This window comes from Treponema primitia ZAS-2, assembly GCF_000214375.1.
GTDB classification, from domain to species: domain Bacteria; phylum Spirochaetota; class Spirochaetia; order Treponematales; family Breznakiellaceae; genus Termitinema; species Termitinema primitia.
This window is the reverse complement of sequence record NC_015578.1, coordinates 967,879-992,751: the sequence shown is the minus strand read 5'-3', so window position 1 is coordinate 992,751 and position 24,873 is coordinate 967,879. Positions and strand designations below refer to the sequence as shown.

17 protein-coding genes are annotated in these 24,873 nt (G+C 55.9%); 7 read left to right on the top strand and 10 right to left on the bottom strand.

What is annotated here, in order from left to right; genetic code table 11:
• Positions 1-4: 4 nt before the first annotated feature.
• The 4 genes from TREPR_RS04415 to TREPR_RS04400 all read right to left on the bottom strand — a co-directional run bounded on the left by TREPR_RS04415 (position 5) and on the right by TREPR_RS04400 (position 8,505).
• Positions 5-1,774 (bottom strand): cadherin-like beta sandwich domain-containing protein, encoded by a 1,770-nt coding sequence (locus TREPR_RS04415; protein ID WP_015707092.1) that lies wholly within the window; start codon positions 1,772-1,774, stop codon positions 5-7.
• A 198-nt stretch (positions 1,775-1,972) separates the two neighbouring features.
• Positions 1,973-3,259, bottom strand: coding sequence for a hypothetical protein (locus TREPR_RS04410; RefSeq protein ID WP_015707091.1), 1,287 nt, complete (start codon positions 3,257-3,259; stop codon positions 1,973-1,975).
• Between the two features lie 13 nt (positions 3,260-3,272).
• On the bottom strand, positions 3,273-6,497 hold the full coding sequence (locus TREPR_RS04405; RefSeq protein ID WP_015707090.1) for an autotransporter outer membrane beta-barrel domain-containing protein: 3,225 nt from the start codon (positions 6,495-6,497) through the stop codon (positions 3,273-3,275).
• The gene (locus tag TREPR_RS04400; protein WP_015707089.1) at positions 6,472-8,505 is read right to left on the bottom strand and encodes a cadherin-like beta sandwich domain-containing protein; all 2,034 of its coding nucleotides are present in this window, start codon (positions 8,503-8,505) and stop codon (positions 6,472-6,474) included. Before TREPR_RS04400 ends, TREPR_RS04405 begins: the two co-directional genes overlap by 26 nt.
• Before the next feature lie 223 nt (positions 8,506-8,728).
• Between TREPR_RS04400 and TREPR_RS04395 the strand changes: the two genes are divergently transcribed.
• Positions 8,729-9,205 (top strand): S-ribosylhomocysteine lyase, encoded by a 477-nt coding sequence (locus TREPR_RS04395; protein ID WP_015707088.1) that lies wholly within the window; start codon positions 8,729-8,731, stop codon positions 9,203-9,205.
• Positions 9,206-9,224: 19 nt separating this feature from the next.
• Here TREPR_RS04395 and TREPR_RS04390 read toward each other — a convergent pair whose 3' ends face one another.
• The 3 genes from TREPR_RS04390 to TREPR_RS04380 form a co-directional block, all read right to left on the bottom strand.
• A complete protein-coding gene (locus TREPR_RS04390; RefSeq protein ID WP_015707087.1) occupies positions 9,225-10,124 on the bottom strand; it encodes an alpha-hydroxy acid oxidase in 900 nt (299 codons plus the stop codon).
• Between the two features lie 108 nt (positions 10,125-10,232).
• The gene (locus TREPR_RS04385) at positions 10,233-13,763 is read right to left on the bottom strand and encodes an adenosylcobalamin-dependent ribonucleoside-diphosphate reductase (protein WP_015707086.1); all 3,531 of its coding nucleotides are present in this window, start codon (positions 13,761-13,763) and stop codon (positions 10,233-10,235) included.
• Positions 13,764-13,939: 176 nt separating this feature from the next.
• Positions 13,940-14,827, bottom strand: a complete 888-nt coding sequence (locus tag TREPR_RS04380; protein ID WP_015707085.1) for a hypothetical protein — start codon at positions 14,825-14,827, stop codon at positions 13,940-13,942.
• A gap of 163 nt (positions 14,828-14,990) precedes the next feature.
• Between TREPR_RS04380 and TREPR_RS04375 the strand changes: the two genes are divergently transcribed.
• The 6 genes from TREPR_RS04375 to TREPR_RS04350 all read left to right on the top strand — a co-directional run bounded on the left by TREPR_RS04375 (position 14,991) and on the right by TREPR_RS04350 (position 21,483).
• Positions 14,991-16,424 carry a glycosyltransferase family protein gene (locus TREPR_RS04375; protein WP_015707084.1) on the top strand — a complete coding sequence of 478 codons (1,434 nt, stop codon included), beginning with the start codon at positions 14,991-14,993 and terminating at the stop codon, positions 16,422-16,424.
• 2 nt (positions 16,425-16,426) lie between these two features.
• Complete coding sequence (locus tag TREPR_RS04370) at positions 16,427-17,374, top strand: HAD family hydrolase (RefSeq protein WP_052299695.1); 948 nt, start codon at positions 16,427-16,429, stop codon at positions 17,372-17,374.
• 153 nt (positions 17,375-17,527) lie between these two features.
• Complete coding sequence (locus tag TREPR_RS04365) at positions 17,528-18,796, top strand: acyltransferase (protein WP_245534785.1); 1,269 nt, start codon at positions 17,528-17,530, stop codon at positions 18,794-18,796.
• 1 nt (position 18,797) lies between these two features.
• Positions 18,798-19,775, top strand: a complete 978-nt coding sequence (locus TREPR_RS04360; protein WP_015707082.1) for a metal ABC transporter solute-binding protein, Zn/Mn family — start codon at positions 18,798-18,800, stop codon at positions 19,773-19,775.
• Positions 19,772-20,641, top strand: coding sequence for a metal ABC transporter ATP-binding protein (locus tag TREPR_RS04355; RefSeq protein ID WP_015707081.1), 870 nt, complete (start codon positions 19,772-19,774; stop codon positions 20,639-20,641). Before TREPR_RS04360 ends, TREPR_RS04355 begins: the two co-directional genes overlap by 4 nt.
• Positions 20,638-21,483: a metal ABC transporter permease gene (locus TREPR_RS04350; RefSeq protein ID WP_015707080.1), complete on the top strand. Its 846-nt coding sequence runs from the start codon at positions 20,638-20,640 to the stop codon at positions 21,481-21,483. Before TREPR_RS04355 ends, TREPR_RS04350 begins: the two co-directional genes overlap by 4 nt.
• Positions 21,484-21,686: 203 nt before the next feature.
• On the opposite strand, the gene TREPR_RS04345 is transcribed toward TREPR_RS04350, so the two are convergent.
• From TREPR_RS04345 to der, 3 genes are read right to left on the bottom strand one after another with little or no spacing between them, the layout of a single operon-like run.
• A complete protein-coding gene (locus TREPR_RS04345; RefSeq protein ID WP_015707079.1) occupies positions 21,687-22,946 on the bottom strand; it encodes a small ribosomal subunit Rsm22 family protein in 1,260 nt (419 codons plus the stop codon).
• Positions 22,946-23,287, bottom strand: a complete 342-nt coding sequence (locus TREPR_RS04340) for a MerR family transcriptional regulator (protein ID WP_015707078.1) — start codon at positions 23,285-23,287, stop codon at positions 22,946-22,948. Before TREPR_RS04340 ends, TREPR_RS04345 begins: the two co-directional genes overlap by 1 nt.
• Position 23,288: 1 nt before the next feature.
• Positions 23,289-24,866, bottom strand: a complete 1,578-nt coding sequence (gene der / locus TREPR_RS04335; protein ID WP_015707077.1) for a ribosome biogenesis GTPase Der — start codon at positions 24,864-24,866, stop codon at positions 23,289-23,291.
• Positions 24,867-24,873: the final 7 nt, after the last annotated feature.

The window sequence follows — 24,873 nt, the reverse complement described above, 5'->3', positions numbered from 1 at the left end:
CCCCCTACTTATCATAATGAACAGTAAAGGTCTTTTCATAGGAATAGTGTTTCCCATTCTTAAGGATGATAACACTCACCCTATGAGTCCCCAGCGGGTAGCTTACCGCGTCCACATTGAAGGAATATTCACTGCCTCGTTGCAGCCCATCCACATACCAGCCATATACGGTAAGTCCCTGCCCGGTAGGTACGCTTACCGTAAAGCTGCGGGGTTTGTCGGAATCACCCACAGTCCCCTGTTTATAGATAAGCGCCGTTCCATCCGCAGGACTACCTGTGATACCCGTTATTTCCGTAGGCAGAGAAAGGGTAAAGGCCGGCGCAGCACCGCCGCTACCGGAGTCGGTTCCACCGCCAGGGTCAGTCCCGCCACCGGGGTCAGTCCCACCGCCAGGATCGGTTCCACCACCGGGGTCAGTTCCACCACCAGGCTCGCTTCCAGTGCCGGGGATGGAGTTGCGCCTTACCCAGATAGTATAGGTATTGCGGTATCCGGGGTCCTCGGCATTTACCGTCAGGGTCAGCCGGTTTGATCCCAGGGCCAGGGGATGATTGTCCAGGGCGTTCACCGCCCCATTAGGATCAGAAAGCGTGCCGGACACATTTATTGTTTCAGCAGTGGTGGTAATTTTTGGTGTTGTGGAACTGCCGTAGCTCATAATGGTCCGGTCAAATCCTGACAGGGGCGCGCCGTTTATGCTGATACCGGAAAGTTCTGCATCGATGGACATACGGACCAAGTTGACCGTGTACTCCTGGCTCCCGCCTTCGGACTGGACCTTCATGGTATAGCTCAGGGTATCCGTCCCATCAAAGCTGAGTTCCCTTTCTTCGGTTACTGCGCTGTCTCCGGAAGTCAGTCCGGCTCCGGCCCCATCGGCTATGGTTGCCCCGTATTCCGCCGCTTCCGCACGGAGGGTCGCTTTTTCATTGTAGGGTACCTTTATTGTATAAACCAGATTCCCTTCCGGACCGGTGCTTACGCTTACCTTGTCGTCGGATTCATCAATCACCAGGCCGTTTACCCACAGATGCCGCAGGGTGTTGTTTTCCGGGTCCGGGGCAGTTCGGGTAACCGTAAAGGTGTAGGTTTCCCCGGTCCCATCCTGGGCAGTTACCCGTATGGGTATCTCCCGGGGACCGTCGAAACTCAGGGGATAGGTTTCAGTCCCGCTTATTTCGGCCTTGGTGTCCGCAGGGGTACAGACCAGGGCGATTTGGCTCATGGTACTGGGCGCTTTCAGGAAATAACTCGTTACGCTCGGGAAAAAATTCAAATTTTTGCCGTCTTCCCCAGTATAATCGGAAAAGGGCCACTGGTTCCCGTTCTGATCCCGCACCCATACTTCCGCAAGCGCCGCATTGCGGGATACCGGGCTTTCCCGGGACGCCGTTATTGTATAGGTCTGCACCGAGCCCCAGTCCGCAGAGTATACCGTAAAGGTGATCTCCGCGCTTTCGCCGTAGGAAAAATGTTTCTCTATTTGCTTCTGGGGGCTGATTCGGACACTGATGTCCCGGGGCGCCGCTTCCAGAGTTATGCTCTCTATATGCGCTGGGACTGCCAGGGTGTATTCGGTTTCCCGGGGATCAAAGCCCGGCCACTCCCGGTGAACCCCCTGGAGCTGAAGCACCTCGGTCCCCCCATAAACCAGGATAGTCTGCAAAAGATCCCCCGAGTTTTCGGACCCCACCGCCTGGTTACAGGCGCTGACCAGGATCCCCGCCGCAAGCAGGAGCCCGCTGAAAAAAACCTTCCCTCGCTTTTTCATAGATACGATTTTATGTATTCTTTTGCAGCTTTGCAAGATCAACAGAAATAGTGCATTTAGACTCAAAAACCTGTGCAATACACACAAAACAGAAAACGTGCGTTTACACACAAATACTCGTGCGTTTGAGCTGTGAGTTAGGTAAGCTTCACCAAAATAGCGCCAGGCGCCCTTTTTTGCAACGAGCAAAACTCTCCCCTATTCCCGGTAAACCGGGTAGCTCCGGGTAGTACTATTACCCTGGGGATCCAATACATCGACCTGTAGTTCCATGGGGCCGGTATAGTCGTAAGTCTCGGTCCGGGCCAGGGGGGTGTAGGAGAAAATGTGTATTCCCTCCAGCTTATTGGTTCCGCTGCTGTCGTATATCTTTTCCGCATTTTTTATCAGGTTTTGCCGCAGGGGATCATTGTAATCCCCGGTGTACCAGTGGGCCTGGGGCGGATAGGAGACGCCTTCAGCAATTTCGGTGATGCGGATTTGCCCGATATTCATCCCGGATATTGTATCATTGGCGGAAACCATAAAGTACAGGGGGACCCCCGGGTGCAGGGTAAAGTCCCCGACGGGGGCATCCTCCTCCCCCACCGCCGCGAAGCTCAGGGTTTCCCCATCGTCCCCGCTAACGCCGAAGAACAGGATGTGCGGGCCTTCATCATCGAATTTATTACTCACTGCGTATTGGAACAGGAAAGGCGCCGACAGGGTTACCTGGGTTCCGGAGCTGTTTATCCCCTGGCCAAGTATTACCGTAATATAACTGTAGGATGGTATGGCATCAAGGGGATTGGGCTCCAGCCTCAGGGTATCCCCCTGTATCACCGGATCGTTAAAGTACCGGGCGAAATTTACCGGCTCGTTTCCGTAGGAGCTGCCCAGGATGGTAATATTTCTGAACTCGCCAGCAGCCCGGTATACGGGCTCATAGTTTTCATCGTATTGAAGCCGCCCCTGTTCGTTTCTGATGATAAAGGATTCACCTGCAATGTTCTGGGTAAAGCGCACCACGATGGAGGTATTCTTAACCAGCGGGGTATCCGTACCCCCGTTGGGGCGCCAGTCCCAAACCCGGAGCCGTTCCTCCAACTGGGGTTTCAACGTGATCCGATCATACTTATCCGTAAGGATGATAACCTGAGTAACAGTATTACTGCTATTTTCAAAGTAAATATCCCCGGAAGTCAAAGGCGTCGAATCATGATAAGCCGTCCATTGGGCAAAGGCCCATTCCTGGTTTATAGGAGTGTAACTTACCGTAAAGGGCAAACGCTGTTTAGCCTCGCTGGACACCGAAGGGATAGTAAGCCCCTTATCGGAATCCACCTCATAGGACACCTGAATCCTGGGGGCATTGGCTTCCCAGACCTTTTGGTCCACCAGGGCCAGGATGTCTGTTTCCGGCTGCTCACAGGAAACAGACAGCAAAGCGGAAAGGGCCAGGGCCGCAGTGAAGAGGCCGGGGCTTTTGTTTTTTAAGCAACTCATAAAGGCCTCACTTTTACTGTCTCCGCAAACGCCCGGTGGCATCTATACTATAATGAGCCGGGTCGATGGGGACCGATACAGACGGGGTCTGGGGATTAACAAAATTTCCCAGGATAAAACGGCTCCGGGGAAGGGGGGTTGCCATCCCGAAACCTCCTCCCCTCTCAAGCAGAGTTTTTCCAGCCCATTGCTCGGCGGCAAAACCCGAATTAACGTCCAGGTCTATTACGGCTATGGGATCAGTCCCAGCGGATCCGGAGAGTTCAATAATACCGGGATCCGTACCAGCCGTTACATTATTTGATATAAAAACACGATTATCCGCAGCCACCCTTGCATCGGCGCCCATAACAAAGTCGTATACTACAAACACCCCGCTGCCTGCGGGTGCGGTATTCCCGGTTATGGTTCCCCCTGTCAAGGTGAAGATTTCCTTGACATATACCCCGCCGCCGGAAGCGGAGGCGATATTAACACTGATACTTCCCCCCTCCATGGTAAACCAACTACCGGCATATACCCCGCCGCCATTAGGGGCGGTATTACCGCTGATGGTTCCGCCTTCCATGGTAAAGTCGGTATTCAATCCCTTCACATACACCCCGCCGCCGCTAGATGTGGCTTGATTACCGCCGATGCTTCCTGTCTTCATGACAAACTTACCCCACGTCGTCAGCCCCGTTGTCACAGACACCCCGCCGCCCAAGCCGCCACTCAAGCCATCGTCGACAGTATTGGCGCTGATAGTCCCTCCATCCAGGGTAAACACGCCACCTGGCACAGACACCCCGCCGCCGCTAGAGGCGGCTTGATTGCCGCTGATGGTTCCGCCATTCATGATAAAGCCGCCACCTGTCATATACACTCCGCCGCCGGTAGAGGCAGCAGTATTGCCGCTGATGGTTCCGCCATTCATGGTAAAGTCGCCACCTGTCATATACACTCCGCCGCCGTTTTCAAGGGCAGTGTTACTATTGATTATCCCTCCGTTCATAGCGAACTCTCCACCGGAATGAACATACACCCCGCCGCCGCCGCCATCAGCGGTAGACTTATTGCCCCTAATGGTACTTTCACCCTCCATAACGAACTCTCCGCTGGAAGCTACATACACCCCGCCACCACGTTCATCGGCTTCATTACCGCTGATGCTGCTTTTCCCTTTCATGGTAAGCTTTCCACCGGAAGCTACATACACCCCGCCACCATTGTCAAAAATGTTGCCATTACCGTTGATAGTGCTTTCCCCATCCATAACAAACTCTCCGCCAGAAGCTACATACACCCCGCCGCCGCCGAAGTTGGATATATTGATATGATTACCGAATATGCTTCCACCCGTCATGGTAAACCCACTGCTGGGAGTTACAGCAGACGCCACATACACGCCGCCGCCACGTTGAGAACTATTACTACTGATGGTCCCGCCACTCATGTCAAACTTACCACCGGAAGCTACATACACGCCGCCGCCGGAAAGAGCGCCGCTATCGGCAATGGTTCCGCCTGTCATGGTAAACGTACCGCCGGAAGCTACATACACCCCACCGCCGCCGTCGAGTGTTCCGGTGGCATTAAAGATATTATCTATCAGTCCGGTGCTTTCGTGCATTTCAAAGACAGCGCCGGAATTAACTACAACCAATGGAGCATTATTATTGTGTATACCTTGCAGGATGATCTTGTCATCCAGGATAAGGGTAACCCCGTTTCCCAGGGCAAAAAGGCTGCTTGATGGGGTGGACAGGCTTACAGTGCGGGGCGCTCCGCTGCCTTTAATGGTTATGGTTACAGTTTTGCCAGGATAGATAAGCTGTTGGGGACCAATAGCTTCATTAGCCCCAAGAACGATGGTGTACTGCTTGCCAGCAGATGGATATGAACCACCTGTAACATCGGTAGCAATATTGGCCAAGGCTGTAGTCAAGCCAGTAGGGGCAGGGGTCACAGGAACGCCATCCACAATAAGTCCGGCATCAGGGACATCTTCAAATCCCGCAACAATGCTTATATCCGCTCCGGGCATAGTAAAGGAGGGGACGGCCGCCAATTCATCCAGCTTGACCGTAGTGCTGCCGTAGGTATAGCCCAGAGTACCCCCTTCAAGCTGTTTCCCTGTGGCAGGGGCAATATTAAGGGTAATTTTATCCCCTTCAAAGGCTTCGGTAAGGTCCGGCGTCACAACACTACTAATCCCGGTTATAGCATACTTCTCAACCGTTAGCACTATACCGCTTTTGCCTTCTGTGGACAAGTTTATAGGCTGGGATTTGCTCAGGCGGAATATATCAGGACTCCCGTCAGAATCAGTATCCTTACCAAGCTCTACCTTAAAGTACGCCGGCCCGGAATAGGCCCGCGCCCTTATGGTCCAATCCGGCCATTCAATAGTAGTGTCATACATATAGGAAATCTCATTTCCATCGGAGCTGAACAGATAGACAGCGGTGATGGTATAGTCGGCGGACAGCGCGTCACTCATGCTCACCGTACCGCTGAAAAAGGCCGCCTTGGCAAAATCGGAGGCGGTAAAGGCATAATCCGCCCGGGTATCCAGGTTGTCATAAATATGGACCGCTTCGGTTTTTCCCGCGACCTGCCCATCCTTTTCCAGACTAAGAAAAAGCAGGTAAAAACCGGAAGGCAGCTCATCAAAGGAACCGGGATTGGTCAGCCCCGGGGACGCAAGAAGGTCCACCTTCTTTTCCACCGATGGATCAGCAAAGGACTGAAGGGTAAGCTCCGCCTTGTCCAATCCCCAGGGAAAGCTGGCGGTATAGGAGAAGCTGCCCTTCCCATCGGTGCGGGCATACAGGAAAATTTCCGCACTGGTAGTCCCCCCCGCTTCCACCACCAGGGGAGAAGAGCTTTCCCCCGCCGCCGCAGAAAAGTCTTGCCCCGCCCTCCTTACAAAGGCGGTGACTGCAAGGTTCCATACCCCCGCTTTTATACTGACAGCAGTGTTTTTACCGGTGATGGTCTCAGTAATACTGTTGTCGCTGTTCCCCGCATCGGTAAAAACCAGTTCGTAATAGGCAAAAACCGGGTTAGGCAGCAGACTTCTGTTCAGGGGCGAACCGTTATCCAGGTTCAGCCTGACCAGGCCCATGTCCGGGGGGATGGCGGCTTCTTCACCCTGAATGTCCCGGGAGGCCAAAATGTTGGAACAGCGGGGCAAGAAAAGCGCTGAAATTATCAGTAAGGGTATAAGCTTAATAAGAATACGATGGCAAGTCATCAAATCCATCCTCCACAACATTCATGGTAACGGTAAAGAATATTTCTCTGGAAATAATAATGTCCCCCTGCTGAACCATCAGGGTTACCCGGTGTTTTGTCAGAGAATAGTTAAGGGCGTCGATGAGAAGGGACTCGTTATTATTCCCCTTTTTCTTTCCATCCACATACCACCAATACCCGGTTTCCCCGGTGAAGGAAAATTCCACCGTCCTGGGCAGATCCTGATGCCCGGCGCCCGATGCGATGCCATTCTGATAGATAAATATATTGGAATCCGGCAGGTCCCGATCTATAGTTATGAAATCACCCCCATCGGAGAGAAGCAGGGTAATGGAGAGGCCCGCAGTTCCCGGCTTGTAGAGGGTGATCACATAGGTCTTTGTGGTCCCGTCCTGGGCGGTAACCACCACAGGAATGGTAGTTATACCCGGGGATATTTCAGTCACGTTCCGGGAAGCCCCGAAACTAACGTTGCTCCCTTTCACGGTCAGGGTTTTTGCAAGGGAAGAGGCGGGGGTTGCAGTAATAGTAACGCCGGCAGTTGCCGCCGGTATGGACAGGGAATAATTGGTTTCAGGCGAGGGAGAGGATGAGATCAAGGTGTGGGTCATTCCTCCGGCTTGCACCTGAAGGTTCGACAGATCAGCATTGCTGTCCACGGGCAGCCGCTCAAGCCAGATACTGTAGGTGTGACGGACCGTGGTGTCCTGGGCGGTGACCGTCAGGGTCAGGCAATGCACCCCCTCAGACAGGGTGTTTTCCAAAGGAGAACTTATCTGTGCAAGAGAACCTGTCGGAAGGGTCCCGGTCACCGTAATGTTTGCGGATTGGGTGGTAATTAAAGGGGTTTCTTCAGTGCCGTAAGCCCAGGATCTATCATCGGTTGGAAGAAAATCGATCAGAGCCGGTGTCCAGGTTTCAAGGCTCCCAGCCGCAGTCGCAGTCACCGTAATACTGCCCAAGCTGGCATCTTTGGACAGGCGGGTAAGGGTTATGGTATAAGCCATATCGGATCCGTCCACCGACGCAACCCTGAGGGTATAGGTGATTACGCCCGCCCCGGAGAAAGGAAGATCCTGCACCGCAGTTACAGCGCTGCCTTCCGGGTTTATCGCAGTATCAGTGCTATCATAAATCCTTGCTCCCAGTTCTTCCGCCTCCGCTTTTAGGGTTACTGAATCTGCCCAGGAGACATTGGCGGTATATGCGGCGTCCGAGCCTTTAAAATCCGCCGCAAGCTTGCCGTTAATCCAAAGCCTCCGCAGCCGATTGTTCCCCGGATCAGGGGCCGCCCTGGTGACGGTAAAGGTATAGGTCTTTGTTTCCGTCCTGTCCTCTGAGGTGACAGTAACGTTAATCTCCTCAGGAATGCCCACCGCAAGCTCTGTATAGGTATATTCAGCGGTTTTTTTATAATGTCCCGTATCACTTACAGCGGCGTTTTCATTGGTTGGCGTGCAGATCAGGGCAATCCGCTCCATGGAATTGGGGACCTTCACGGTATATGCAGTTAGCCCCGGAGAAAAAGCCAGGGGTTCATCATTGTCATTGTGATAGTCGGAAAAAGGCCATTTGTTCCCGTCCTTATCCGCTACCCACACCGAGGCCAGGTTCGTGTTTTTGGAAACCGGGCTTTTCCGCCTGACCGTAACCGTATAGTCTCTGACCGCCGACCAGTCCTGGGGGTATACGGTAAACACCACCACCGTGTCCACCGGGCCGAGGGGTTTTTCCACCACCCTACCGGGGCTCACCCGGGCGCCTCCGTCACCGGGAACCGCCTCCAGCCGGACGCTTTCCGCATCAAAGGGGACCAAAAGCTCATAATCCGTATAATCCGGGTTAAACAAGGGGGACAAATCACCCCGGGACGCAGTAATCGACAGGAGCCGGTTATCGGAAGCCTTTACACCCTCCACCTGGGGACAGGCGCTAAACAACGCCGTAAGAACGAGCGCCGCAAGGAGCCGGAGACCGGCAAAAAAGCACTTCACCCTTATATTCATAAGTCGAATTTTATCATAAATTTTCGTTTTTTACACAAATTTTCGAAAGATTTTACCAATTTTACAAGATCCGGAAAAACGTGAATTTACACACAAAAAACACGTGCGTTTATGGTAACGGCGCCAGGCGCCCTTTTTTGGCGAGGGGGACTGCCCATGGCGGATAGCATTATTTAAGCAACTGCTGTAAAATATAGCTGTATTTTACAGCAAGGAGCGTATCATGGAAAAAATTGCCAGTTTTCAGGTGGACCACCTCCGGCTCAAGCCGGGTCTGTATGTTTCCAGAAAGGACAAATTCGGTAGCACCATTCTGACCACCTTCGACCTGCGGTTCAAGGAACCCAATAAGGAGCCGGTCATCGACGTGCCGGCCCTGCACACCATAGAACATCTGGGCGCGACCTTCCTGCGCTCCCATAAAGAATGGGCCCCCAAGACGGTCTACTTTGGCCCCATGGGCTGCCGTACCGGCTGCTACGTGATCCTTGAAGGGGACTGGGATTCCCAGAAAGTCCTGCCCCTGATCCGGGAATTGCTGGACTGGATCATCGCCTTTGAGGGGGATATCCCCGGGGCAGCCCCGGCGGAGTGCGGGAACTATTCGGAGCAGAACCTGAACATAGCCAAATGGGAAGCCCGGCGCTATGCGGCGGTGCTGAAAAACCCGGGCAAGGAAAACCTGAACTACCCGGATTAGACAGCAAATCGTATTACTATTACTGCGTAAGCTTATTCCATAATACTGCGGGATCAATATGCTCAAGGTCACGGGACCCGGTTAAACTCATAACCCAATTGAGTCCCGCAGTTATTTCTTCAAACACTTTTTGCACCCCCGGGGCGCCGTCATTTTTCAGGGCCGGCATTATCACCTTGCCAACGGAAACAGCGGTAGCTCCCAGGGCCAGGGCCTTAAAAACATCGGTTCCCCTGGTAATTCCGCAGTCTACAAAAATAGGAATCCTGCGCTTAATAAGCTTTGTGATGCGGGGCAGTATTTGGAGCGGCGGGACTGCACAATCCACGATGCCACCATGATGGGAAACCACGATACCCCCGGCCCCTGCCTCCAGGGCCTTTTCCGCATCCCTTTCGCTCAGGATACCTTTCAAAATGAAGGGGAGCTTTGTTGCCTTAACAAAACTTTTGACATCATCCAGGGTTTTTGGGCTGACCGGGTATTCCATGGCAAAACCTTTTTTGCTTTTGCCGCCGAATACAAAGTCAATATCCATACCAACTGCTATGGCCCCGGCCTTTTCAGCGTGTTCGATTTTTTTGAAAATCAAATCCTTATCCGCATAGGGTTTAATAATCTTGATGGTCTTAGCCCCGGCGGCAATGATGGATTCCAACTCTTCCTCGCTGCCGATTCCGGTCCACATAACGGCCCCGGCAGCGGCAACCCCCTTCGCGGCTTCCACCGTGCCGTTCGGGCGGACCTTATCCAATCCCGACAACGCCGCCTCCATTACAGGGGTGGCAAAGGAATGTCCATAGAGGGTCATTCCGGTTGATGCCTCAACCGAATCAATTACCCGCAGTTCCACCAGGAGGGAATCAAAATAATCCCGTAGAGTTTCCACAGAGGTTTGTACCTTATCGCCTTCACCCATCACCTTTCTCCTTTAAGTGTCCGATTAGTATTAAATCATTATTTAATACCTGGTATTATTTTAGTACCGTTTTACCAGCTTGTCAAGATGGATTTTCAGCGATTCAGTTTAGCTACAGCCGGTGGTCCCTCCACAAGTATCGCACTTCATGCAGGTCCCGTTGCGGACCAGGGTGAAGGAACCACAGGTGGGGCAAGGGTCGCCTTCGTAGCCCTTGATCCGGGCCTGGGCGATTTTGATAGCTCCGGTGTCCTGGAGGCTGGGACCCGGGACGACAGCTTTGGCCGGGCTGTCCCGGTGCGCTGCTTGCGACGAAGCTCCCCGCATAATTTTACTGTTGATATGGCGGCCGGCGGAATTTGCAGGGGCCTCGTTTTTAGGACTGTTGTTGTCATCGATGTCTTCTGGCTTGATCTGCCCCAGGTCGGTGCGCTTGAGGTAGCTGATGGCCAGGTCCCGAAAAATATAATCAATAACACTGGTGGCCATCTTCACATAGTCGTGGCCTTGGACCATGCCATTGGGCTCAAAGCGGCTGAAGGTGAAGGCGTCCACGTATTCTTCCAGGGGCACCCCGTACTGGAGGCCCAGGGATACAGCGATAGCAAAACTGTTGAGGAGGCTGCGGAAGGCGGCGCCTTCTTTGTGCATATCCAGGAAAATTTCACCTAGAGCGCCGTCGTCGTATTCCCCGGTGCGGATAAAGATCGAATGGCCGCCGAGCTTTGCCTTCTGGGTATAGCCTACCCGGCGATTAGGCAGGGGCTTGCGTTTGCTCCGGCTGCCGGAAGCGCCCTCCCCTGCTGCAGGGAATTTGCGTTCCTCAGCCAGGGCCGGGTTTTCAAGGCCCCGCTCCACCGCGAGGATGGTATCCGCCAGGGGATCCGTGCCCGGGGCAAAGGAGGACAGGGGCTGGGAGAGTTTTGAGCCATCCCGGTACAGGGCCACCGCCTTGAGGGCGCTTTTCCAGGAAAGCATATAGGCACCCTTGACGTCCTCGTAGCCTGAGTTGTTGGGCATGTTGATGGTCTTGGAGATGGCCCCGGAAATGAAGGGCTGGGCGGCGGCCATCATGCCGATGTGGGCGGTCCAGGGTATGGATCGCCGGCCGTTTTTGCCCGAAGGGGTAGCGGTGTCAAAAACTGATAGGTGCTCCTGCTTCAAATGGGGAGCCCCTTCAAGGCCCATGGTCCCGCATGCGTAGAGTTCCGCCCCGGCGATATCTTCGTCGCTGAAACCCAGGTGCTTGAGGAGGCTGAAACCCAGGAGGGACCAGGTCGATTCGGGCACCTTGAGGGTCTTTTCCACAAAATCTTTTCCCAGTATCCAGGGGTTAAAGACCCCGTCCAGGCCCAATGCGGTCTTGACCGCATCCTCTGCGGCGGCCAGGGCTTCCGGGGTGAAGCCCTTTTCCGTCAAGGCCTCCGGGGAAATGGCCGGGGCGCCTGACAGGGTTTTCCGACCCGTGGCGTAGGCGATGATCCCGTCGATCTGCTCGGGACTGTAGCCCAGGGCTTCCAATGCCGGGGGAACCGACTGGTTGATAATCTTGAAGTAGCCCCCGCCGGCGAGTTTTTTGAACTTGACCAGGGCAAAGTCCGGTTCCACCCCGGTGGTGTCGCAATCCATGAGGAGGCCGATGGTCCCGGTGGGGGCTATGGCGCTGACCTGGGCATTCCGGAACCCGTGGGCGCTTCCCAATTCCAGGGCGCGGTCCCAGGCGGCCTTGGCGGCTTCCAGAAGATAGACGGGGCAGGCTGCGGGATCGATGCCCATGGGCGGGGTGTGGATGACTTCGTAATCTGCGGCAGGGGCATTGTAGGCGGCCCGGCGGTGGTTGCGGATCACCCGGAGCATGGCGTCCTTGTTGTCGGCGTAATGGAGGAAGGGACCCAGGTTCGCGGCCATACGGGCTGACTGGGCGTAGGCTTCACCGGAGAGGAGGGCCGAAAAGGCCCCGGCCAGGGCACGGCCTTCCGCGGAGTCATAGGCCAGGCCCATGAGCATCAGCAGGGTCCCCAGGTTGGCGTAGCCCAGCCCCAGGGTCCGGTACTCGTAGGAAAGCTGGGCGATCTTCGGCGCCGGGAACTGGGCCATGACCACAGAAATTTCCAGAATACTGGTCCATATTCGGATGGCGTGGAGGTAGCCTTCCACATTAAATTCCCTGGTTTCCCGGTTATAGAGGGCCGCCAGGTTGATCGACGCCAGGTTACAGGCCGTGTCGTCCAGGAACATATACTCCGAACAGGGGTTGGAGCCGCGAATTTCCCCGCCCGCCGGGCAGGTGTGCCAGTCGTTGATGGTGGTGTGGTACTGGAGACCGGGGTCGGCGCATTGCCAGGCAGAGCGGGCGACCTGGTCCCAGAGCTGCCGGGCCTTGATGGTTTTCACGGGCTTCCGGCTGGTACGGCTGACCAGGTTCCAGTCATCATCCTCCGTCACGGCCTGCATAAAGCCATCGCTGACCCGGAGGCTGTTGTTGGAGGATTGGCCGGACACGGTATTGTAAGCCTCGTCGTCCCAAGCGGTGGTGAAGAGCTTGGGGTTCACCCCCTGGTCGCCCTGCTCAAGCTGCCCCAAAAGCTGGTAAAGGTAAGTGGGGGGTATCTTGTCGTTCAGGGCATTGCGGATCGCCGCAGCCAGTTCGTGGTTCTTTTCGGCATTGAAGGCATCCGCATCGGGACCCCGGAAATCGGAGAGGGCCTTTTTTATGCCTTCCAGGCGCTTTTTCACCACCGCCGATCCGGTCACCATTGAGGCTACCTTGTGTTCCTCCCCGGCCTTCCATTCCACGTACTTCTCCACATCCGGGTGGTCCGCATCCAGGATGACCATCTTGGCAGCCCTACGGGTGGTGCCCCCGGACTTGATCGCCGAGGCAGACCGATCCCCGATTTTAAGGAAAGACAGGAGCCCCGAGGACACCCCGCCGCCGGAGAGCTTCTCCTCCGCCGCCCGGAGCCGGGAAAAGTTGGACCCCGTGCCGGAACCGTACTTAAAAAGCCGGGCCTCGGTGGTCACCAGGTCCATGATGCCCCCTTCATTGACCAGGTCGTCCTCGATGGAGAGGATGAAACACGCATGTGGCTGGGGCCGCTTGTAGGCGCTATCGGATTTTTTCAGTTTTTGATCTTCCGGATCAAAGTAGTAGTGCCCCTGGGCGGGGCCGTCTATGCCGTAGACCGCGTAAAGCCCGGTGTTGAACCACTGGGGGCTGTTCGGGGCCGCCAACTGATGGGCCAGCATATAGCAGGTTTCATCGTAGAAGGTACGAGCATCTTCATCGCTGTCAAAGTAGCGGTTCTTTTTGCCCCAGTCCATCCAGGTATAGGCCAGGCGGTGGAAAACCTGGCGGCTGTCGTGTTCCGCGCCGTCTTCGGGCAGGGGGAAGCCGGGACTATCACCGGCCCAGTCCTTCCACGCCGAAGCCTTATCCGCCGGGACCCCGGCCTTGCGGAAGTATTTCTGGGCGATAATGTCCGTGGCGATCTGGCTCCAGAAGGAGGGCACGATCACCGTATCTTCTTCGAAGATGGCCTTACCATCGGGGTTGCGGATTTCACTCCGCCGTTTTTCCCATTGTATATCTTTATAGGGCCCGCTCCGGGGCTCCGTAAACAGCCTTTGATAGTTCATTATCCCTCCCTACCATATATAGGGCTATATATATGGTGTAACTTTTTTACATGATACACTATATAAGGGGTATGCTCAAGACGCTAGGAGGGTTTTTGTACTAAGCTTTTGTCGGGACTTTCAAAGAACGGATTTTTTCGACAGGCAGCTCCGCATTTCAGCTGCCTCCGGGTATCCTAAACCTTAGCCGGGAGTTTCAAAGAACGGACCTTTTCGACAGGCAGCTCCGCTATCTTTGCCGTTTTTTCAACGGACATCCCTTCCTTCAAGAGGTTTTGGGCTATCTTTATAGCCCCCTGTTCCCTGCCCCGTTCCAGCCATTCAGGGATAAGACCGACTTTAGTAAAGAATTCTTCAAATGTTTCTTTTTTTGGCATTTCAGTTGCCTCCCAAAAAGATTTAGAGTTAGCCTGGTACAAAATCTGTAGGTATGCATCCAAGCCTATATCCTGCGTTACATCTTCCCTCAGTATAGCATGGGCCTCCTCAGTTTCCAAGTCATCGCTTAAAGATTTCAGCCAGAGGTTCTCCCGGGGGGAGAGTTTTTTGGACTCGATGATCTGAATGGGGAGATAATCCCCCTGTACCAGGTGAATGCCTGGCCAGGGTTCCTCTATGGTGTAATGGCGTTCATTGGTGAGGTACCTGATGAGTTCCCGGGGATGCCGCTTTTCCACAAAGGTGATTGTCAAGTCGGAAAAACGTATCCCCGGGGTAATAGCGGCATAGAGGTTGGCGTAGGCGTACACTTTATGGAAATCCCTGACCGAAAGGTAGTCCCCGGGGCTTTTGTACTCCACCAAGTTTTCCGCGCGGAATATCCGGGCAATGTTTTTGCTGATAGCGAGGGCCGGCGGTTTCTTTATTATGACCATATCTATCCTGAGGGGCTCGGCGGTGAGCTGGTACTCATGCCTGAACTCCAGGGCATCCTTGTAGTCCGCCAGTTCACGCTGTATGGCCTGGAAAAAAGCGGAGTGCCAGTTGAGCTTCGATCCTGAAACCCGGGACCCCGGATTCCTGCCTGAGGATTTCTCTTTTTTGCTGTTTCTTGGCCTGGGCATAGAAGTCCCCCTATACCAGGGTTAGGGGGTGTTTGGCAAATTTGCTTTAATGGGTTGGAAAATTTGCCTTAATGGCGACAAAAAAGCGAATCCTAATTGTCCGCTTCCCATACATAGCATACAATGTTAAGAAAGCCGGCCTGAAACCGGCAAAGGAGCCGGGGTGCGAATCGCTTTAATCCACTATCATCTGCGCCGGGGGGGAGTTACTTCGGTGATTCTGAATCAGGCCCGGGCCCTGATAGAGGGCGGGGATGATGCGCTGATTATCACCGGGGTGCTGAACCCGGACGCGCCGGATCTGAACCAGGTGCTGGTGGAGGAACTCCGCTATGACCGGGAACAGCCGCTTCCCCCCCCTGAAGGCCAGGAACAATGGCTGAAGGATCGTGGGGTAGTCCTGGCTGCGGCTATTACCCGGGCCATGCAGGCCCATTGGGGGCGGGAGGCGGATATTATCCATGTCCATAACCCCCTTTTACGGAAAAATACAGCCCTGCTCCCGGCTCTGGCCCTGTTGCAAGAGCGGTATGGGGGGCTTTTGCTGCAAAACCACGATTTGGCCGAGGATTTCCGGCCCGATGTGTATGTGGGCAAAGAAGAATACCCCGCAAATTGCCATTATGCGGTGATAAACAGCCGGGATTATTCCTTTCTGCACCGGTCGGGGCTCAAAACCGAGGGGCTCCACCTGCTGCCCAATGAGGTCCACCCCATTAAGGCTACACCTGGCCTGGAGCGGAAGCGCTATCTGTACCCGGTCCGGGGGATTCAGCGCAAAAACTTGGGGGAAGCCCTGCTCCTTTCGCTGTTTATCCCCAAGGGGAAAACCGTAGCCATCACCCTGCCCCCCACCATGGAAAAGGACTTTCAAATTTACAATGCCTGGGTGAACTTTGCCCGGGAATTGGGATTGCCCGTGGAATTCAACGCGGGCCAGGACAGTTCATTGGAGGACCTCTACGGCAGCGCCGAGGGGGTGATCAGCTGCTCGGTAAAGGAGGGTTTCGGCTTCAGCTTCCTGGAACCCTGGACTGCGGGCAGGGCTGTTCTGGGCAGACGGATCGACTATGTTTGCAAGGATTTTGAAAGTTCCGGGGTACGCTTCAACTCCCTGTATTCCGCTTTGAACATTCCCATGGTGTATATCTCCCCGAGCATACTCCGGGAAAAGATGGAATATGCCATGAGTTCGGTCTATAAGTCCTTCGGGATTGTGCCGCCCCGGCATACCATCAATATGCTGGGAAACGATCTGCTTTCCCGGGACCTGGTGGATTTTAGCAGGCTGGACGAAAAAACCCAGGAGGGCATCATCCGGGTGCTGGATGCCAACAAGTCGGTGTTTCGGGATATCGCGGATGTGAATCCCTTCCTGGGAGAACTGGAAAGCTGGCGCCCGGATGAAGATCTGATCGAGGCAAACCGTCTCCATATCCTGGATTCCTACGGGAGGCAGACCATCCTTGAACTGCTGCGGGAAACTTACCGTTCGGTCCTGGATACCCAGGTGACCCATAAAATCTCAAAATCCATATTGCTCGAACTCTACCTGGATCCCCTGCGGCTCTCCCTGGTAGGGGTTGGCCATGATTGACCATGGCTGATCCCGGCCTCTTACGCCTGATCCGGGAAAGCCCGGTTCCCCCGGCGCTTCCGCCCCCCACCCTGCCGGCGGATCTGGAAGCCCTATTGTTCCCCCCCAGGGCCGGCGGCGCCTTCCCCTTCAAAGGTATTCACACGGTGATCTTCGATGTATACGGGACCCTATTCAGCTCAGCAGCGGGGGATATTTCCGGCGCCGGGGACAGAGCTGCCAGTAATGAGCGTCTGGAAGCCCTTGCCCGGGAATTGGGCTGCACCGCCCAGGAACTAGGGGACCATTTCCACCGGGAAGTACAACGCCTGCATGGGGAGCTGGGCGAAAAAACTCCCTACCCGGAAGTACGGGTGGAGGAAATCTGGGCGGATTTCCTAAACCGGTGCAACGGCCCCGCCGGCGGCCCCGCCGGGGACAGAGCTGCCGGCGGTCTTGCCGGGGCAGAGAAGCTGCCCCTGTCAGCCCGGGAACTGGCACTGCGTTATGAACTGGCGGTCAATCCGGTTTCCCCCATGCCCGGCGCCGGGGAAACCTTGAAAATGTTGAAAGCCCGGGGAATCAGGCTGGGCCTCATCTCCAACGCCCAGTTCTTTACCCCCCTCCTGTTCGAAGCCTTCTTCGGCGCCCTCCCGGAAAAACTGGGCTTTGATCCGGATCTGCTGATCTACTCCTATGAACTGGGGGAGGCAAAACCTTCCCCCGCTCTTTTTACCCCCCCGGTCCGCTGCCTGGAATCCCTGGGCCTGGATACCCGGCACGCCCTCTACATTGGAAACGATATGCTCAACGATGTGTACGCCGCAGCCCGGGCGGGCTTTACGGCCCTGCTTTTCGCCGGGGATGCCCGTTCCCTGCGCCTACGGGAGGGCCACCCTCTGGCAGGAAACACCCGACCCGCCGCAGTGATCCGGAACCTGGGGGATATTGGCGGTTTACTGGGATTTTGATGCAAAGAATCGCTTGAAGAAGCGCCATTTCCTGATATACTATGGATAAATATGTATAAGCCCTATACGATGCCGGTAATACAGGCCTTTCCTGATATAAAAGTGTCCGAGCCAAACTTTTCCAAATTGATAACTTTTCTCATGAAAATTCTTATGCGGCCCTATTTGTTTCTTTTCTTTGGCGTAGCCCGGGTGTTCCTGGGGGGAAAAAAACACTTTTTTGGAGCCTTTGAGCGGGCGCTCCGGGGGGACACCCGGTGTATCATGGCATTCCGGCACCCCAATGGAGGGGAACCTCAGTTGCTGACCTGGTTTATCCTCTTCCGGCTTGGCGCTCTGGCCAAAAAAGAGGGGATTGCCTTTGCAAAACGTCCCCGAGCCCTCTTTATCTACGGCTACGAGGTGCTTCGCTGGGGGGGCTGGGTGGCCCGGCTGGTAATGCCCGGGTTGGGGGCCATGCCAATCTACCATGCAAAAATAGATTCCCAGGGCTTGGGCCGAATCTACCAGGACCTTTTGAGCGGCCCCTATCCCCTGGCCATGGCGCCGGAGGGGCAGGTCACCTACAATGTGGAAAGGGTATTAAACCTTGAGCAGGGAACCATGCGCATTGGTTTTAGCGTGGCGGAACGGCTTATACAGGCGGGGAAATCCTTCCCCGTAGAGATTCTGCCGGTATCCATCCATTTCCGTTATGGAATATGGGGGAAAATCTGTCTCAAATGGCTGATGAAGCGGATTGAAAAGTTTACCGGTTTCAGCGCTTTGTATAAAAAAGAGGAGGTCCCTGATTTTACCACTAGGCTGCGGAACTGCCGGGATTACCTTATCGCGAAAAATGAAAGCCGCTACGGGATTGCCAGGGATGAAAACAGGACCGTCCCGGATCGGATTACCCTTATTATCGAAGCCGGTTTGAGAAGGGCGGAACAGATCCTGGGAATAAAGCCCACCAGCGGGGAGACCATATCCCGGCTGTACCTGATCCGCCAGATCTGCTGGGACCGGATATTTCTGCCCGGCAGGGATACCCTCAAAGGGCTGCCCCGACTTGAACGGGCCCAGCTTGATCTTGCTGCGGGGGAAGCCTGGCATGCCTGTCGTCACACAGAAGTGGTGGACTTTATCTGGTATTTCCATTCCGCCCTGCCTGAGGAAAACGCTCCGCTTCACGAAAAGATAGAATTTGCCCAAAACCTTTGGGACTTTGCAAACCGTACCATGGGGGGCTCCTACGCGACCCGCAATATTAATATCTATCCCCGGCGGGTGATCATCCAGGCGGCGGCGCCCATCAATTTAACGGAACGGCTTCCCGCTTACCAGAAGGACCGGAAGGCAACTATTCAAACGGCGATGGATGATCTGCTACAGTCCTACCTGAACTGTATCAAGGAAGTGAATGAAACCGAAAAGGAATAGTATGAACCTTCCTTTACTCGCAGTGCGAGGGCGTACTACAATCGTAACCCGATTTTCGCTTTTCTGCTTTCTAATAATTCTCACCCTCAACGGCTGTGGAGAAAATACTACAAAGGGCGCCCAAAAAAAAGCCCCCGCCCCTGACACGCCGGTGCTGGCGGTGAGCACCATCCCCCAAGAGTGGTTTGCCCGCCGGGTCTCCGGAACGTGCAACGAAGTTTCCAGCACAGACCGGCTGCGGATACTGACCCTGGTTGGCCCGGGACAAAATCCCCACAGCTACGAGCCCGGGCCCAAGCAGATGGCGGACCTGGCCGCCGCCCGGGCCTGGGTTCTTTCAGGCACAGAATTTGAACTGAGCCTCAAGCCCAAAATAGAAGCCCTGTTTCCCAATCTCCGGATCATCAACGGTACTGCGGGGGTACGGTTCAGAACCCTGGAAGCCCATGATGATGGAGACGTCGATCATGTCGATGAGGGAAGCCTGGACCGCCACACCTGGCTTGGGCAGGAGCCTGCCAAGATCATGGCTGGGCATATACTGGAAGCCTGCATTGCCATAGACGGGGATGGCACCGCCTACTATCAGAAAAACTACGAGGAACTGATTGCAGATATAGACCAGGAGTTCGCGGAGCTGGGGATCAAACTTGCCCCTTTGCGAGGGAGAACAGTTTTTGTGTACCACCCAGCCTTCGGGTACTTCCTGGACGAATTCGGCATTACCCAGGAGGCGGTAGAAACCGGCGGCAAGGAGCCCACTCCCCGGGTACTGAACGCTTTAATAGAAAAGGCCCGGCGCGAAGGGGCCGCGGCGATCTTTGTCCAGGCCCAATTCCCGGTGGCAAGCGCCCGGACCGTGGCCGCCGCAGCGGGGGCGGTGATCGCAGCCCTGGACCCCCTGGCCCCGGACTGGCTCGCCAATATCCGTGACATGGGTGACCTGCTGCTAAAATCCCTTGAGGAGGCAAAAAAGTGAACAGCCATCTTACTCATCCCCGGGATCGGCAGATAAGCCTGCGCTTTGACCGGGTATCCTTTTCCTACGGCGGTGCTTCGGACAGCCGGAAGGCGTCTTCCGGTAGGAAGGAGCCTTCCAGTCGGAAGGTGCTGGAAAACGCCAGCTTCCATATACACCAGGGGGAGTTCATCGCCCTGGTGGGCCCCAACGGTTCGGGAAAAACCACGGTACTAAAACTGCTCCTGGGCCTGGAGCAGCCCCAGGGAGGGCGGATCGAACTTTTCGGCGCCCGCTTCACTCCGGGAGCGCGGAACCGGGTGGGCTATGTGCCCCAGCAGGCCGCCAACGACCAGAGCTTCCCCATTACGGTACGGGAAGCGGTGAAGATGGGCCGCCTGTCCCCACTGTCCCGGAAATTCGGCGCTGTGGATCAGGCCGCGGTGGAAGAAGCCCTGGAACAGGCCGAGATAGCGGATCTGGCAGAACGGTCCTACACCGCCCTATCCGGCGGCCAACGGCGGCGGGTTTTGGTTGCCCGGGCCCTGGCTGCCAAGCCGGAAATTCTCATCCTGGACGAGCCCACCGCCAACATGGACAGGGAAAGCGAAGAACGTCTCTTTGCCACCCTGGGAAAACTCAAGGCCGGCGAAGGGGGCAGAATTACTACCATCCTCATCGTGACCCACGACACAGGCTTTGTCTCCTCACTGACCGACCGGGTACTCTGCATGGGAAGCCGGGAAGCCGGGGCGGAATACGGCATAGTCCAGCACCGCACCGAAGTTGCCGGGGAAGGTCATGACGCCGGAGCCCTAGGCGCCCGGATCGTCCATGGGGAAAGCCTCCCTGGGGATATCTGCGACGAAGAGGAAATACACAAATGAGCGATTTTATCGAGGCCCTGCTTAACCCAGCCTTCCCCTTTATCAGGAACGCCCTTTTAGCGGGGCTCCTCTCATCGGTGCTCTTCGGGGTGCTGGGCTCCATCGTAACAGTCAGGCGCATTGCCAGCCTGGCCGGGGCGGTTTCCCATGCGGTCCTGGGGGGCATAGGCATGGCCCTGTACCTTTCCGCCTCAGGCCTGGTTCCGGGCTTTCCCCCCATGGCGGGGGCGCTGATCTTCGCGGTCATCTCAGCGGGCCTCATCGGGGTGGTGTCCCTCAAGGCCAAGCAGCGGGAGGACACGGTGATCAATTCCATCTGGGCCATCGGGATGAGCGCCGGGGTACTCTTCATGGCCAAGACGGCGGGCTACACGGACCCCTCAAGTTACCTCTTCGGCAACATACTCCTCATCTCTACCAGGGATCTTATCCTCATGGCTATACTAGACATTCTGGTCCTCTTCCTGGCCTGGCGCTTTTACCCCCAGCTTGAAGCATCTTCCTTTGACGAAGAATTCGCCCGGGTCCGGGGTGTTCCCACCACGACACTCTTTCTGATACTGCTTACGGTTACTGCCGTAGCAATAGTGCTGCTCCAGACCTTTGTAGGAATAGTAATGGTAATCGCCATGCTAACCCTGCCGGCCGGAACCGCAGGGTACTCGGCTAAAAGCCTTTCAGGGATGATGATCCTAAGCTGCGTTTTTTCAGCCCTGTTCTCAGCCGGCGGGCTTGCTTTGGGATGGAGCTTTGATCTTCCGGTGGGAGCCATAACAGTAATGCTGGCAGGGGCGGTGTTTCTTATTACCGGGGCGGTTCGAGGGGTTTTACGGCGTCGGTAATGGGACAGTAAACCCGAAATGCCGGGGGGGGCGGGGATATCCATCGGGGGCTAACCTGTAGAGTCTGCTTACGGAGCCCGGTAGGTCTCCTCCAGCAGGGAATTCCAGAGACGCCCCCGAAGGATATCCCCACCCCCCCGGCACCTTGGTTCAATGGTATTACTGGGCTGTAGGAGGCGCTTGGTCGATGGGCGGTTTTATGGCTAAAGCTGCAACACCAAAGCGCCGCTCTTCCCATCCCGCCGCTCCGGACCCCGGACAGCTAGGCTTATCAGGGTTCCTGACTCCAGGCCCTCGGTTTCTTGCTTTTTTCCTGATACTAAAACTAATCCTCTGGAAGAACAGCCGTAGCGGCCCCAGGCGCCTCCTCCGGACAGAGAGAATTGATCCGAGATGATACGCAGGGTTAGTTTTTCTGTTTCTAACCCAGGGGTCTCAGTCACTTTTACTGCGGGTTCAGGTGCGGCGCTTACCGGGCCGGCTAGGAGGAAGCTCAGGGCGGCCCGTTCTTTGGGGAGGCCGGCGGCTTCTGACAGACGGCGCAGGTCAGCCGGGGCGTCCCCGCTATCGAAGGCAAAGTGGCACCACCTGGCGCCTACCTGGTCCCCCGGGACCGGGCAGGGCTCCCCGTGGGGACAGGGCGCAAGGGGGAGTCTGCCCGTTTCGGCAAACGTTGTCCTGAGCAGGGAAATAAATTCCCCGCACCGGGGGACGCCCGGCTCAACAACCAGGATGGAACCCTGCTCCAGGGCCAGGGACGAAAGTAGGCGGGCGTTCTTTCCGGTAAAGCCCGCAAGGGTCCGGTGATCTACCTGGGGGATTTTCCAGAATAATTCATTGAACAGATTTACTGCGGTAACTAGGTTTGCTTTGGGGAAGCGGATAGGATCGCCTAAGGAAGCCTTGATAGTTTTAATGCGCCAGGGTGTGTCCTTCCCGGCAAGGGCGGCGAACAGTTTCTTTCCAGCTTCCAGGACAGGGCCGGTGCGATCCAGGCAGCGGAATTCCAGGGGAAGTTCCCGGAGCTCGGGCCGGGATATCCAGAGGGCCATGGGCAGGGTCAGAGGACCCGATCCCAGGTCGGTAATAGCAATTGCCTCATTACCGGAAGAAACGTCATCAGCATTACCCAGGGAAATACCATCAGTATTACTGCGCGGAGAATTTCGTTGCACTTTGCGGACGCCAAAGGGCAGGGTCAGAGCCGGGAGGAGCCGGGCAAGGCGGCAGCAATTCCAGGGGAGAAAGTAACGGAGGTACGCCGATAGGAAGCGGGGTTCCCCAAGGTAGGATTCGTTCCGGTCACCCCGGCCGCTGGTGAGAAGCCGGGAAAGTTCCGCCACATCCGCGGGTAACCCTGAGCGGAATTTTCTCGGCAGCGGGAAGACCTGGTCGATAAGTGCGGGAAGTGAATCCAGGAGCCGGGAGCTTTCCTCCGGCAAGGGGGAAAAGAGGGTTTCCATCAGGGCTGTTCCCTGTTGTGGACCAGGAAGTACAGGTCTACCAGATCGCTGCGCAGGGCTTCGATAAGGGCCTTGAGGTCCTGCTTTGCCGCAGCCCCGGCATCACCGCCTCCGGTGAGTTCACGGAAAAGCTGATCCCGGGCGCCTTCCAGGGTAAAATGCCGTTCGTAGAGAAGGTACTTCAGGCGGAAAAGGATAAGCAAGTCCCGCTTGGCGTATACCCGCCGGCCTCCGGGATTTTTTCGGGGCTGGATCAGGGGGATCTCCTTTTCCCAATAGCGGATCACGTGGGCCTTAACCCCCAGGAGTTTTTCCATATCCCCAATCCCGTAGGCCGCCATGTCAGCTCCCTTTGGACCGCGCGGGTTTCACCGGGGCCTTGGGGCCGGCGGACTTCGCTTGGGCGGATTCTGCTTGAGCCTTGGACCGGGGGGGCTTTTCCGCTTGGGCCCTGGAACGACTGGACTTTGCATGAGCCTTGGACAGGCCGGGCTTAGCCCCGCGCCGGGGTGAACCCTTGGCAGAGGCGTTTTTCTTTGCCGGGTCGTTTTTGGCGGAAAGCCGGATTTCTACGCCCAGGGGGATCAGGGAATAGCCCAGGTCGCGGCGCAGCTTGTTCCTGAGGTAACTGATATATGATTCACTCACCGCCTTGGGGCGGGAGGCGAAAATAACAAAGCGTACCGGGTTGTCCGAAACCTGGACGGCGTACTTGAGCTTGAAGCGGTTCTGGGGGCCCGAAGGCGGGGGTGACTCAGTCAGCCAGCGTTCCAGGGCCTGGTTCAGGGGCCCGGTATCGGTATGCAGGTTGAGTTGGGCATACACCTTGATCGCCGTGTCCAGCAGGGTGTCCACCCCGGCGCCGTCCAAGGCGCTCACCGGCACTATAGGTGCGTACTCCATCTGGCCAAAGAGGAAATGTATCCGGTCCTGGACCGCAGTAAAGGTGTTCTTAAGATCCGGCATGGTGTCCCATTTATTGAGGACCATGACTACCCCCCGACCCCGGTCGTCTATCAGGGCGGCAATTTTCTTATCCTGATCCGAGAGGCCCTCCTGAGCGTCAATGAGGAGAAACACTATGTCTGCATCGTCCAGGGTTTTGATGGCCCGGTTCACCGAATAGTATTCGATGTTTTCAGTAACCTTGCTCCGGCGGCGTATACCTGCGGTGTCCAGGACCTGGAAGTCCCGGTTCTTGTACCGGAAAACACCCTCCACCACGTCACGGGTGGTGCCGGGTATATCGCTTACGATGGAGGCCCCAGAGGCGGTGAGCCGGTTGGACAGGGTGGACTTTCCGGTGTTGGGCTTTCCTAAAATAGCGATTCTGATGGGCCGTTTGTCCGGATCATCCTCTTCTACCTTGGAAAAATCAAGGGCGCCGACAATGGCCTCTTCCAGCTCCCCCACATTATCCCCATGTTCGGCGGAGATCATCATCACCTTGTCAAAGCCGTAGGACAGGATGTTCCAGGATTCGTTTTCCCGGCGGCCCCCCTCAGTTTTATTCACCAGCGCCAGAAGCTTGTTCTGATAGGGCCGCAATAATGCTATAAATTCCTCATCTTCCAGGGTAAGTTCACCCGCTTCCAGGATCAGGAGGATCAGGTCCGCGCTTTCCAGGGCAGCCATGGTCTTTTCTACCACCAGATCGTCCAGGGCGTCCTCGGGAACATCCCTGCCGCCATTAGCTTTTCTGTCAAGTTTAAAACCCCCGGTATCCACCAGATGCAGGGGCTTGCCGGCAATAAAAGTGTCCATGCCAACCGGGTCCCTGGTTACTCCCGGGGTAGGATCCGTGATGGCCCGGCGCTGGTGCAGCAGACGGTTGAAAAGGGTGGATTTCCCCACATTGGGACGGCCCGCAAGAACCACCGTGGGGAGCTTCCGGTATTTTAGATCGGGGTTAAATTCCATTGGGGCC

Bases quoted from the DNA above. Each gene is read 5' to 3' on its own strand.
- TREPR_RS04415 (WP_015707092.1), bottom strand. From the start codon at position 1,774: ATGAAAAAGCGAGGGAAGGTTTTTTTCAGCGGGCTCCTGCTTGCGGCG.
- TREPR_RS04410 (WP_015707091.1), bottom strand. From the start codon at position 3,259: ATGAGTTGCTTAAAAAACAAAAGCCCCGGCCTCTTCACTGCGGCCCTG.
- TREPR_RS04405 (WP_015707090.1), bottom strand. From the start codon at position 6,497: ATGACTTGCCATCGTATTCTTATTAAGCTTATACCCTTACTGATAATT.
- TREPR_RS04400 (WP_015707089.1), bottom strand. From the start codon at position 8,505: ATGAATATAAGGGTGAAGTGCTTTTTTGCCGGTCTCCGGCTCCTTGCG.
- TREPR_RS04395 (WP_015707088.1), top strand. From the start codon at position 8,729: ATGGAAAAAATTGCCAGTTTTCAGGTGGACCACCTCCGGCTCAAGCCG.
- TREPR_RS04390 (WP_015707087.1), bottom strand. From the start codon at position 10,124: ATGGGTGAAGGCGATAAGGTACAAACCTCTGTGGAAACTCTACGGGAT.
- TREPR_RS04385 (WP_015707086.1), bottom strand. From the start codon at position 13,763: ATGAACTATCAAAGGCTGTTTACGGAGCCCCGGAGCGGGCCCTATAAA.
- TREPR_RS04380 (WP_015707085.1), bottom strand. From the start codon at position 14,827: ATGCCCAGGCCAAGAAACAGCAAAAAAGAGAAATCCTCAGGCAGGAAT.
- TREPR_RS04370 (WP_052299695.1), top strand. From the start codon at position 16,427: ATGGCTGATCCCGGCCTCTTACGCCTGATCCGGGAAAGCCCGGTTCCC.
- TREPR_RS04365 (WP_245534785.1), top strand. From the start codon at position 17,528: ATGCGGCCCTATTTGTTTCTTTTCTTTGGCGTAGCCCGGGTGTTCCTG.
- TREPR_RS04360 (WP_015707082.1), top strand. From the start codon at position 18,798: ATGAACCTTCCTTTACTCGCAGTGCGAGGGCGTACTACAATCGTAACC.
- TREPR_RS04350 (WP_015707080.1), top strand. From the start codon at position 20,638: ATGAGCGATTTTATCGAGGCCCTGCTTAACCCAGCCTTCCCCTTTATC.
- TREPR_RS04345 (WP_015707079.1), bottom strand. From the start codon at position 22,946: ATGGAAACCCTCTTTTCCCCCTTGCCGGAGGAAAGCTCCCGGCTCCTG.
- TREPR_RS04340 (WP_015707078.1), bottom strand. From the start codon at position 23,287: ATGGCGGCCTACGGGATTGGGGATATGGAAAAACTCCTGGGGGTTAAG.
- der (WP_015707077.1), bottom strand. From the start codon at position 24,866: ATGGAATTTAACCCCGATCTAAAATACCGGAAGCTCCCCACGGTGGTT.